Genomic DNA, 12203 nt, shown 5'->3' on the forward strand with positions numbered 1-12203 from the left:
TCTTACCCGCTTCCCCTACGTTCTCTGGCTGATACGGATATAGAACAGTTCCTAAATAGTTGGGACCACAATGGCCAATCTTTCAATCAATTCCCATCTCTCGCTGATATTCATCTTACTGTAAATACTCTTAACGATATTCCGCACAGTTCCCTCTTTCACATTAAGGTCGTTGGAAATTTGCAGCGCCCCTTTTCTTAGTGCCCAGTGATACGCTACCTCTCTCTCTCTAGGGGATAATCGATACAAATCACACTTCTCCTGAAATATGTACTCAATTAACTTCGGGCTTCGTTCCTTCAACTTCAACACAATCTTTTCGGATAATTGTTTAATAAAGAGAATCGAAAAACCAAGTTGCCTCTCGGCTTCAAATGAGATGTCTATATATCCACATATACAATCATTTATCATTATAGGAGCGCATACACAATTCCACTCTTTAAACATTGGCATACTATGCTCTTCTCCACGCACTACTGCAATTGACTCAACCTCCATCGCTAAAGAAACTGCATTCACTCCAGAGATTTGCTTCGAAAGATTAGTTCCACTCCTAATTCCATAATGATCTACTTTCTCCTGAAACGTTTCGAATGGACTGACAATATTAATAATATTGCCGGCTCGATCTGTTAAGAAAAAGACAAAGGGCAATAAGAGAAATTCCATTACTTTCGCCAATTCTGAATGTAATACTTCAACTAAAATCTCGTAGGGAACCAGCTCTTCTATAGAAAAGGATTTTTCTGTTTTGAGGTTACTCCAGGGTTGGCAAAATTCACACACGGAATTATTAGATTCTTTATCTACATCATCTACCGTAAACCAGGCACGTTCGCATTCAACAATATTCAAACAATCCATTCTCCCAACTTGTGGTATTAATGAAACAGAGCATATCATATCACTCCCTTCAAAGGAAAACAATGACATAATTAGTTAGGGTTGTGGGAGATTAGTAAGAATTGAAATAACATTGTTTGGGTTATTTTTCTATGGCCGATTATTTGATAAGAAATTTTCACCTGTCCTGTATTCTTGGAATTTCGTCAAAAAAGAATAGAGCATAACAATTACCACTTGTCTATATCCTACCTAGAATATATACGAAATCCATTTTTTTTATGAAAATAGGGATATTCGTTGATTAGAAAAAAATTTCACAATGGAGTCTGAGACTAGCGAGAAATCATGCTCAACATATTTATATCTGCTACCCTGAAAGGAATGAATTCCATCAAGAGTTTAGTAGGGATTTTCAGTAGAAAGTATACAAAGTCTATTCCATTTTTACTTTTGTTTTCATTATTTATATTGGCATTTTCTGCGGTAAATAGAATATTTCCAATAATATCTTTCTTAATAATTATGTTAAATGCTCTGTACATTGTTGTGAAAATAGCAATATTTAAAATTAAAAAATAAATATTTATTTCAGGGGGGGATATTGCAATCTGGCAAAGCGCCTTTCAGCCTTTCCTAAACAAAGTTTTGGCTATTAGTTTAGACAAGTTAACTCCATAATTATAAGAATTTGTAACAAAACAAAAAAAAAACGGCAAGCCCCATTAACCCGGAGGCTTGCCGTTTGCTTATTTAAAGCGCCGGAGCATTAGTCTTTTCTGCTCCTTTACGCTCTTTTGCCGATTTACGGAAGTAGAACAACTCGTAAATCGCCGGCACTACAATCAGCGTAAGCAGTGTTGCTGCGGTTAATCCGCCAATGACTACAATCGCCAAGCTTTGCGAGACGATGCTGCCCATCTCGGCATGGCCGAACAGCAGCGGTGTCATGGCGCAGATGGTGGCGATCGCCGTCATGAGAATCGGACGCATCCGTGTTCCGGCAGCTTCTAGAATAGCCTCGTGGATACTCATATTGGCTTCATTTTGCTTAATCCGGTCAATGAGCACAATGGCATTCGTAACAACAATACCTATTAACATCAACGCCCCGAACAGAGCTGTGAAGTCAGGCGTTACACCGGACACGATAAGTCCAACAATCGCACCAATCGCCGCGAGCGGTAAGGAGAACATAATCGCCAGTGGAGCCCGAAGGGTTTTAAAGGTGAGTACCATAATCAGATAGACCAACCCGATGGAGATCAATGCCGTCATGCCCAAGTCGTTGAAATCCTCTGACTGATCAACTGACGCTCCGCCTGCAAATAAGGTCACGCCTTTCGGAAGTGTAAGACTATCGGTTTCTTTTTTAATATTCGCACCGATCTCAGATACCTTCTTCGGATCAACCTCTGCTGTAATTCGTACATACGGCTTCCCATCTTTATGGAACAACATTGCTGGTTCATTCCGAACCTCGTAAGTTGCGAGCTGAGACAGTGGCTTCGGCCCCTCAGCCGTCATGAGCGTCAGCGCTTTTAAATCCTGCTCCGTTTGCGGCTGAACCATAGGATCTAACACTACACCTGCTGCGTCACCATCGAGCTCAATTTGCCCCATTGGAATCGGATTAAGCATCGCTGACAGCTGCATTGAAATCTCTTGCGCATTACTTTGCGCCGGATCTACCTTAAAGGAAAATACAGGTTTCGTGTCCTCCATATTGCTGCTGACTTTTTGAATTCCCTCTACGGTCTTCAGCTTAGCGGTGACTTCTGTTGCTACAGTAGTAATATCTGTAAGATTATCTCCGACAATATCAATATATTCACTGGTAGAGCTGGATCCCATCATACTCATTTGGTTAGCAACAAGTGTTGCTCCAGTGTATGAATCTTTTACCTCACGAACATGATCAATAAAAGCCTGAGCATCTGCACCTTTTTTCATAACAACGGTATAGTCCACTAAGGTTTCAGAGGTAACACTCCCCCACTTAGCGGCGTCCGCACTATTCCCTGATTGCATGATTACCGTTTCTGCTTGTGGCTGCTTCATCAAATCTTGTTCTAACTGCTTTCCCTTTTCCAAAATATCTTTGACAGGAACATCCTTCGGATAATTCATCTGAACAGAAACATAGCTGGCATCCGAAGCATCGAGCGCCCCTTTGGGCATAGTCACATAAGCAGCAATGGAGCCAATCAGAAGCAGGAGACCCAACGATAAGCTAACCCATTTACGGCGAAGATTCCAGTCCAGAAAGCGGATAAACCATTTAGAAGGTTCGTGTTCTTTCATTGATGTTCTTCTCAGCAGCCATGAGCTTAAAAGAGGAACAACCGTCAAAGCTACTACGAGTGAAGTAAGCAATGAATAGGTCACTGTTAAAGCAAACGGCAGTAGGAAAGCTTGCAAACTACCACGCAAGAGACCCATCGGCAAAAATACTGCTACGGTAGCAATGGTTGATGAGGTAATCGCTCTAGCCACTTCCCCAGTTGCACTAATAATCATTTCACGGGAAAAGGGTTCTTTTTGCAGCCTACGGTAAATGTTCTCAATCACCACGATACTATCATCGACCAAACGGCCTACCGCAACCGCGACTCCCCCGAGTGTAATGATATTCAAGCTTATGCCGGAAATATTCAGCAGATATAAGGTGACTGCTAACGAAAGTGGGATGGATACTGCCGTAATCAGAGTAGCCCGCAGGTTACGCAGGAACAACAGAATCACAATCGTCGCAAATAATGCACCTAGCAATACCTCACGCATCATACTGTTTACCGAGCTAACTACCATATCCGATGTACTGAATACCACTGCTGCTTCTGCATTAGGAATGGTTGTATTAATATGATCTACGGCAGCCTGAATGTTATCTCCGACACTGACTGCATTCGCATTAGCCTCTTTGGTCACTATGGCGAATAGAACGTCTTTCCCGTTCGAACGGCTGACACTTTCCTGATCCTGCTTCAATTCGACAGCAGCGATATCCTGTAGCTTAACGCCCGCAGATACAGGAAGCTTTTTCAAAGTATCCATACTATCTATCGTAGAAACTACGTTAACATTGCCGGTCTGCCCACCAATCGTTTGCTCCCCAAGGGATGCCGATACATTACGTCCTTGAAGTAAACCTAATACTTGTGGAGTCGTGACTCCCTTCTCAGCCATTAATTTCGGGTCCAGCTTAACGCTGACCTGCGGAGTTACCTTACCATATAAAGCAACGTTCGCTACCCCTTCAGCTTTTTGCATCTCTGGAATGATAGTTTCTTCCGCAAGCTTAAGATTCTCTTTAGTCAGGCCTTCGTCAAAAGCAAGAGTAACCTGTGATACAGGAATCATGGAGGTATTCAACTGAAGTACAAAAGGAGCCATTACCCCTTCCGGGAACTTCAATGAATCGACGACCTTCTGAACCTCCTGCGCAGCATCCTTCATATTCGTTTTCGAATCATAAAAAATATTTACCTGCGCATATCCGTCTCCGGAAGTGGACAGTATTTCCTTCTTCCCTTTCACAAAAGCTGCTCCAGCTTCTATCGGCTTCGTTACATTAGTCTCCATAGCATGTGTATCCTGGCCAGGACCCAGCACAGTTACAGTCACTTGAGGATTATCCGCCTCTGGCATAAATTCCATCGGTAGCGAAGTGTAGCTCATCCCTCCCACCACAAGAGCCATGACTACTAAAAGCCCCACCGCAGCCTTGTTACCGAACGACCATTTTGTTAACCATTTCATTTTCTTTTTCCCCTTCCACTCCACATGATTTCTGGCACTCCCCTTATGTCTGTTTGATTATGTATTAATTTCCATCCCGAGATTTAGTTTAGTCATTTTTGGCTGAACTCAAAACAGCCCTACGGCTGGTTTCGTACTCAGTCTTAAGACGGGGAACTTTCCCCTTCTGTAGACAGATCCCCGTCCTTTTTCTTGATGATGGCAACTGGAACGTGAGCATAAAAAAAGAGCCCCGTTAGCCATATAAATGACCAACAGGACTCCCTTTTGTTATGGTTTATTTCCCTTCCGCACGTACTGGATCACGGAACATAAATTTCAATAGTGGCGGCGTTACAAGTGTAGTTACAATGACAACAATAATGACCGAAGTAAAATACTGTTGCTGTAACAAGCCGCTTTGCAGCCCTGTGGCGGCAATGATCAACGCAACTTCCCCCCGTGAAATCATCCCAGACCCAATAATGGCAGACGAGTGGTTATCAAAGCCTGTAAGACGCGCACCCAGACCGCCACCAAACAGCTTGGTCAGAATGGCAACAACCGTAAGCAAGATCACGAAGCCTATTTGACTGCCTACTCCTTCAAAGGAAACACTAAGTCCGATACTTACAAAAAAGACCGGCACAAAAATCGAATAAGCAATCGGCTCGAGCTTGGATTCTACCGTGTGCTTAAAGGAAGTTTGCGAGATAGCAATCCCAGCCGCAAAGGCACCAATGATTCCTGCCATCCCCATGATTTCAGCAAAATAGGCGAATGCGAAACAAATCATTAACGCTGCTGAAATAATCGCCTCTGTCACCTTCAACGGAGCCATCCATTTCATGACCCGAGGAACAATGAACCAGCCGGCAATAATCGCTACGGCAAAGAACAACACCTTTTTCCCAATTAAAAGACCAATAGAAACGTCTGTACCTGTACCAAAAAAGCTCATCAGAACAGCGAGCAAAATAACAACTAGAATATCATCTACTACGGCAGCCCCCAGAATTGTAGAGCCTTCACGTGTGTTCAGCTTATTCATATCTTTTAACACCTGCACCGATATGCTGACCGATGTTGCACTAAGAATAACGCCCATAAACAAAGCATTATGATAAGCAAAACCAAACATTTCTCCTAAGGCGAACCCACCCAAAAAGGGTAATATAATTCCACCGACGGCTACTGCAAAAGCTGATTTCCAGTTCTTGCGCAATTGATCCAGATCCGTCTCAAGCCCCGCTATGAACATTAACAGTAGAACACCGATCTCAGAGATATAATGAATAAACTCTCCATCCTGAACCCAGCCCAGTACCGCAGGCCCCAGTATGATTCCCACAATAAGCTTACCTAGCACAGCTGGTTGCCCAAGCCGCACAGATAGATCACCAGCTACTTTGGTGAACAATATGATCAGCATAAGATATAAAACAAACTCCATCTTTCAATCCACTCCCTTGTTGTATATAAGAACTGCCAACCAGGAGCTTCTCCAAGCCAAAAAAAGACAAAGAGGAGCCCTTGTTGACAGGCTCCTCCAAAAAACAAATAATTATTCAATTTAACTTTATAAATTATATTATACCTATATTTAAAATAACTGTAAACCAGATGCGCCGATAATATAAATTATGCACATTTGATTTGTTCTAGAATTGAATTGCTTATTTCAGATAGAACACTTCACGTAAGGGCTGCATAGGCACCTCATCATTGAAATCAAATGACCCTTCAACCATCTTAGAGGTAATCGCATTCCAGCGGTTGCAGGCATCACTTTTGGCAATGTAATCAAAAGCCGCCTTACTATCCTCACACTCATAACAGTAAAAAAATTGATTGCCATTCTGAAAGATGGAATAGTTAGAAATACCAGCCTTACTGTGCTCCTCCAAAATTTCTGGCCAAGGATTTAAATGCATAGCTACATACTCCTCTAAACATTCTTCCTTCACCCGCCATGTCCAAGCCAATTTATTGCTGCTCATCTGCTCATCCTCCTAGAAATCCCCTCTTTTACACATATTAAGAACTAGGGACATTTGATACCTATTATTGTACCTGAATAGAGTAGTCCAAGCTATGCATATCTATATGATCTGTAAATTTTTTAAGCGTTAATTCCGGCTTCACTCGGACGTAGAATAGCAGAACCAATCGCCAGCAGCACCGCGGCCATAAGACCCAAGATGGCAAAAGGCAGCCATAATTCATTCCAGCCTCCACCTGTAGCAGCGATATCGATCGCTTGGATCGCCCATTTTTGCGGTACAAAATTAGCTGCCTTCTGCATATAATCCGGCATAATGGATAACGGCCAGAAACAGCCTCCAAGCATACAGGTCGGGGTCAGGATCAGCGAATTAAGCATGCCAGTATTATTGGGATTGCGAATCAGACCTGCTACCGTACTGGCTAAGCCCATGGAAACGAGCATAAATGCTGCAAGAACCAAAAAATACAAGTAGAGCGGTAATCCAAAGTCAAACTGCAGTACATAACGGCCCAAAGCAAGTACTACAACAATTTGAATTAACCCAACAATGAAGCTTCCCAGAAAATTACCGAGGGCAATCTCATACGAACGAACCGGGGCACTGAACATACGTTTCATTGTTCGTTCTCTTCGATCATCCATAATAAGCGACACTGAACTTGTAACCAGCCCCATTAAGAACATCAAAGTAAATCCTGTGACGATGCTTAAGCCCTCTTTGGGATATAAATCATAATCTGTTCTTATACTGCCTACACTATGTTGCTCAGCTCTTTGCATTACGGCAGCAAACTGTGAGTCCGAGTCCGTAGCCTCAGTCCGAGCTGCTCCAATTAGTCCAGCAGTGTTTCGCATTTCATCAGCAATTACACTGATTTTCATTTTTACCATAATGGATGTTTCAGTAGCCTTAAGCTCATACACACTAATTTGTGGCTCTTCTCCAGCAAGCAGTGCGGAGGTGAAGTTTTGCGGTATCAAAATACCGGCGTCTCCGTTCTGATCGATAATACTCTCCCTCAAATCAGCCTCATCTGTCTTCTCTACCAGCTTATAATCACCGGTATTCTCCAGCTCGGTAAGCAAATGTTTGCCCGCTGCACCATCGTCCATATTCGAATATAAAATAGTAGCCGGTCTCTCACCCATACTTCCACTAATTGCTACTACCCCGGCCACGACAAGACATGGCAGAAGAATATACGAAAGCAGCCCATTCCGAGAACCAATCGTTCTTTTCACCATATTCCAAGCAATCGTTAAGATCTTATCCATGGTAACCTACCTTCCGGTACGAGATAACCGCTGCACTGAATAGAACCAGACAGATGATCGACAAGACCAGCAGATTCGGCAAAATCTCTGAGACCTCTGCATGCAGCATCATTTTTAGAACAGCTTGTAGTACCCAGTGATTCAGGGTAAATGCCCCGACCGAGTTCACCCATGATTCCGGAAGTGGAGCCATCCCTCCACTAATGAAGGTCATGACCACAGTGATAACATTAACAATACTTCCTGCACTTGCTTTAGTTTTGCAAAACATTGAAATAACAATCGATAATGTCATGGAAGCTATGATCATTAAGAGACAGAAGAGCAGCAGCAAGCCCGGACGATTGCCCCAATTTACGCCAAACAACAAATGAGTCAGGATAATAATCGCTGCGCACTGCACTACACTTACAACCCCTACGCCTAGCATTTTACCAATAAACAGCTCAGAACCTTTTACCGGCATTGAAGTTATTCGGAAGAGGGTATGATTTTCTTTTTCATTAAAAAGAGAGGTACTGACGGTCAAACCGCTATATAGCAGAAACATCAGCATCATGGATACCGCATAGAATTGGGAGGCTGTATAGGATCGGCCACCTTCACTGAGCGCCCCAACCTTAACAGAAGGCTGCTCTCCCAAACTTGGTGCAGTAGCGGTCAAAGCTTCTGGACCCAACGTCATAGCTACGGATTGCTTATAGTTAATATTGTTCAAAAAGTTATCGAATACCGTCCCCGCAACCATATTATCTGTCCGATCTTTGCCCAGAACAAACTCTAGCTTTGCAGTTTCGCCGCTTTGTACTTTCTTATCGAAGCCTAGGGGAACAATAACCGCATAACCATATTTCCCGGCGCGCAGGCCGCTTTCCGCTGTCTCTCGGCTCCCTACTTTGACCGGAATAATGATATCCTTAAGCTCCGGCGTCTTCAAAAAGCTGTCTATCATCGCCGAGCTTTCATACCCTTCTCCAGAAAGATTAACTACACCAACACGTACAGGGTCAATCTTAGACGCTGCCTTATCACCGATTACACTGGAGAGGGAAGCACCCAGCAGAAAGATCAAAAGCAGCGGTAACAGAAACATATTAATGATGATTGAGCGTGAAATAAACAGCCTGCGAAGCTCATAAATCATAATTATCCAAATATTTCTCAAAACGTTCTCGCCCTCCTTTAATCGCGCAATGTCCGTCCTGTCAAACTAAGGAATAATGTCTCCAGATCCGGCTCCTCAATATTTAAAGAACCAATAATGCCTTCATGTTTAGCAAAAATAAATAAGATATCCTGCAGCTCATCCTGTGAGGAGGGGAGATACATTTCTACCGTTCCCTCTTTACTTTCCACTCTCGTGATCCGCGGGTGTAGACTAAGCTCATTGATTAACTCCGGGGTGATGTTCGTTGCTTTGACCACTATTTTTTCTTCCTGAGAAACCCGTTCCCGCAGCTCCTTTTCCGTGCCACAAGCAATGATATGTCCCTTATCCATAATCGCTACCCGATCACAAATGGCTGCAACCTCTTCCATATAATGACTAGTGTAGATGACGGTTGAGCCAAGCCGATTCAGCTCTTTGACCGACTCAAGGATATGATTACGAGACTGCGGATCAATCCCTACGGTCGGCTCATCCATAATAATCAGCTTTGGATGATGCATGATGGCACAAGCGATATTCAAACGTCTTTTCATCCCTCCGGAGAAGGTGGCTGGTTTTTCTTTGGCCCGGTCACTAAGTCCTGTGAAAGCAAGAGCTTCCGCCACCCGCTCTTTCAGCAATTTTCCCCGCAAGCCATACAATCTTCCGAAAAAAGTTACATTTTCAGCTGCTGTCATTGTATTGTACAAAGCCAAATCCTGCGGAACTAAGCCGATCTTTTTCTTAACCTCCAGTGCATTCGAAGAGACTGATAACCCATCAATAACAATGTCTCCACTATCAATCTTTAGCAGGCCGCAAATCATACTTATAGTTGTACTTTTACCTGCCCCGTTCGGGCCTAGCAGGCCAAAGATCTCTCCTGCTTGAATCGTAACATTCACATGATCTACCGTTAATTTGTTCTCATACCGTTTCACCACATCGGTCAACACCGCGATTGCCATCTCTTATCTCCCCTGTCGTGTGTGCTTCTATATTTTCAATTTTATTCTAGGTTGAATTTTTGCGGATGTACGAAAGGTCATTTTTTGAAGGTGACTAAAGTCATCTCCTGAAGTAGTGGGATAATATGCTAAGATTATTAAAAAACATAAAGGATGACTAAGGCGTGCCCAGAGAGCTAAACTTATTGCGTTACGGACTCATCTTAATCCCTGCGTTTATTACCATTTATGTCTATCAATATAACGATTATGGAATCTTCACGCTGCATATCCTGATGCTTCTATTCCTTGTGGTCATGGTGCCAAAGCTCCCTCGATCCATTCATGCTTTGATTAGTATCATTGAAATCTTGTTCACGGCCTGGTTATGTTATCAATATGGCAGCATGATGATTTTCCCCGCTATATCAGCACTGCTTTATTATTCCAGACTCCAGCCTAAAGCAGTGCCTTATGTGTTCACAGGTGTACATCTGATAGCTTTGAACGTTGCACTCCAGAATTCTCCATCGCTCGTAGTGACTTACATTAACCTTTCATTTCTGCTCACTGCCTACCTAAATAAGCTATTATTGAAAGCTGGCCAGCGGCGCGAAGACACTCTTCTTCTATATGATGAGTTGCGCAAAAAGCATTTCGAACTCGATGAAGCTCGCAACCGCCTGCTGGAGTTCAGCGCGCAAGTAGAAGAGTCTGCCCAGTCCAAAGAGCGCGTCCGAATCTCACGCCAGCTCCATGACGATATCGGCCACCGGCTAATCCGGATTAAAATGATGATGGAGGCCGCCCTCCAGACCTTACCTACCTCTCCCGAGAGCGGAATGCAAATGATGGAACTGATTCGTGACCAGCTGTCGGCCAGCATGGACGATATGCGGTCCGCAGTTAAACGTATCAACTACACTCCGAAGCTTGAGGGAGCTTATGCGTTAGACCGGCTGCTCGAAGAGATTGGGCGTGAGACGGGGATCGAGACCTCATACCAAGTTCAGGGCATACCTTATCCGCTCTATCCTAGTATCCAAGTGATCCTGTACAAAAACGCCCGTGAGGCTATAACCAACGCCTTGCGGCATGGAAAAGCAACGTCCATCCGGATCAAAATTGACTACGCACAAGCAGGAATCACTATGGAGGTTAGCAACAATGGATCACTTCCAGAAGAAGAGAAGCTCCGCAAATTATTGGGGAGTGGTGGGGACGGGATGAAAGGCATGTACGAGCGCACTCATCTGATCGGCGGAACACTCGAACTAAGGCAGGAGCCACATTTTACAGTCGTTACGCGGCTGCCCATATATAAGCAAGATGAGATTGTATAACGAAAGGAGCCATGCTAATGATTAAAGTGTTAATTGTTGATGACGACCCCTTTATTCGCCAAAGTCTGCAAGTATTGCTAGGGATGGACCCAGATATTGAAGTTGTTGGAGCAGCTTGTGAAGGTAACGAAGCCTTGGAATTACTTCAAGAAGGATTAATGGCCGATGTGGCTCTGATGGATATCCGCATGCCCGGCTGCGGTGGCGTTGAAGGAACGGAGAAGATTAAGCAGGTTTTTCCGCAAATTGCAATATTGATGCTGACCACCTTCGACGACGATGAATATATCATTGAGGCACTGCGTAACGGAGCTAGTGGATATTTGCTCAAAAACATACCGCCAGACCGGATCATCCAGGGCATTAAAACGGTTTTTGAAGGGAACATGCTTATCCACCCTGATATCGCCCGCAAGCTGGCAACCTTTCTGCAGCCCACGGCACGGCAAGAATTGCCACAGGTACAGCCACTGGAATCCTTCGGATTGACCAAAACAGAGCTGGCTGTAGTGGCTTCTATCGCTGAGGGGCATAGCAACAAAGAAATCGCCGGACAGCTTTTTTTAAGCGAGGGCACCGTCAAAAATTACATAACGGATATATTAAGCAAATTAGAGCTCCGCGATCGTACGCAAATTGCAATTTTTTATTTGAAGAATAGGCAAGGTTGAACTAGTAACATATAGCATATGAATAGTCCACTGCCAAAGTTAGTTTTTCTTACGGACTCCAGTGACATTACTCCTTGGACGCGGGTTCGGACTCCAGCGACGCTATTTACAATTTTATCGGCGTTTGAGCAGAGTTTCGGACCCCAGCGACGTTATTCCTCAGAAGAGGCTCATTTGGGGTGTTTTTGATGCCAATAGCGCCTTTTGGGTCCGTTACCATTC

9 protein-coding genes are annotated in these 12203 nt (G+C 43.8%); 2 read left to right on the forward strand and 7 right to left on the reverse strand.

From position 1 onward, the window contains the following. Positions 1–51 precede the first annotated feature (51 nt). The 7 genes from MKY54_RS28520 to MKY54_RS28550 all read right to left on the reverse strand — a co-directional run bounded on the left by MKY54_RS28520 (position 52) and on the right by MKY54_RS28550 (position 9988). Positions 52–858, reverse strand: coding sequence for a helix-turn-helix transcriptional regulator (locus MKY54_RS28520; protein ID WP_076123811.1), 807 nt, complete (start codon positions 856–858; stop codon positions 52–54). Positions 859–1599: 741 nt separating this feature from the next. Beyond that, positions 1600–4608: an efflux RND transporter permease subunit gene (locus MKY54_RS28525; protein ID WP_339188684.1), complete on the reverse strand. Its 3009-nt coding sequence runs from the start codon at positions 4606–4608 to the stop codon at positions 1600–1602. A gap of 277 nt (positions 4609–4885) precedes the next feature. Next, positions 4886–6040: a cation:proton antiporter gene (locus MKY54_RS28530; RefSeq protein ID WP_076123814.1), complete on the reverse strand. Its 1155-nt coding sequence runs from the start codon at positions 6038–6040 to the stop codon at positions 4886–4888. Between the two features lie 223 nt (positions 6041–6263). Then, positions 6264–6587, reverse strand: a complete 324-nt coding sequence (locus tag MKY54_RS28535; RefSeq protein ID WP_038573529.1) for an L-rhamnose mutarotase — start codon at positions 6585–6587, stop codon at positions 6264–6266. Between the two features lie 122 nt (positions 6588–6709). Further along, positions 6710–7870 carry an ABC transporter permease gene (locus MKY54_RS28540; RefSeq protein WP_339188687.1) on the reverse strand — a complete coding sequence of 387 codons (1161 nt, stop codon included), beginning with the start codon at positions 7868–7870 and terminating at the stop codon, positions 6710–6712. Next, positions 7863–9035: an ABC transporter permease gene (locus tag MKY54_RS28545; protein WP_339188690.1), complete on the reverse strand. Its 1173-nt coding sequence runs from the start codon at positions 9033–9035 to the stop codon at positions 7863–7865. Before MKY54_RS28545 ends, MKY54_RS28540 begins: the two co-directional genes overlap by 8 nt. A 17-nt stretch (positions 9036–9052) precedes the next feature. Beyond that, entirely contained in the window at positions 9053–9988 is a 936-nt protein-coding gene (locus tag MKY54_RS28550; protein WP_339188693.1) for an ABC transporter ATP-binding protein, read from the reverse strand. 164 nt (positions 9989–10152) lie between these two features. Between MKY54_RS28550 and MKY54_RS28555 the strand changes: the two genes are divergently transcribed. Both MKY54_RS28555 and MKY54_RS28560 read left to right on the forward strand, forming a co-directional pair. Then, a complete protein-coding gene (locus MKY54_RS28555; RefSeq protein WP_339188695.1) occupies positions 10153–11310 on the forward strand; it encodes a sensor histidine kinase in 1158 nt (385 codons plus the stop codon). Positions 11311–11327: 17 nt separating this feature from the next. Continuing rightward, positions 11328–11981, forward strand: coding sequence for a response regulator transcription factor (locus MKY54_RS28560; protein WP_339188698.1), 654 nt, complete (start codon positions 11328–11330; stop codon positions 11979–11981). Positions 11982–12203: the final 222 nt, after the last annotated feature.

It is taken from the genome of Paenibacillus sp. FSL P2-0121 (assembly GCF_037975345.1).
Lineage (GTDB): Bacteria > Bacillota > Bacilli > Paenibacillales > Paenibacillaceae > Paenibacillus_AQ > Paenibacillus_AQ odorifer.

Coding starts and splice junctions, on each gene's coding strand:
- MKY54_RS28525 (WP_339188684.1), bottom strand. CDS start 4,608: ATGAAATGGTTAACAAAATGGTCGTTCGGTAACAAGGCTGCGGTGGGG.
- MKY54_RS28530 (WP_076123814.1), bottom strand. CDS start 6,040: ATGGAGTTTGTTTTATATCTTATGCTGATCATATTGTTCACCAAAGTA.
- MKY54_RS28535 (WP_038573529.1), bottom strand. CDS start 6,587: ATGAGCAGCAATAAATTGGCTTGGACATGGCGGGTGAAGGAAGAATGT.
- MKY54_RS28540 (WP_339188687.1), bottom strand. CDS start 7,870: ATGGATAAGATCTTAACGATTGCTTGGAATATGGTGAAAAGAACGATT.
- MKY54_RS28550 (WP_339188693.1), bottom strand. CDS start 9,988: ATGGCAATCGCGGTGTTGACCGATGTGGTGAAACGGTATGAGAACAAA.
- MKY54_RS28560 (WP_339188698.1), top strand. CDS start 11,328: ATGATTAAAGTGTTAATTGTTGATGACGACCCCTTTATTCGCCAAAGT.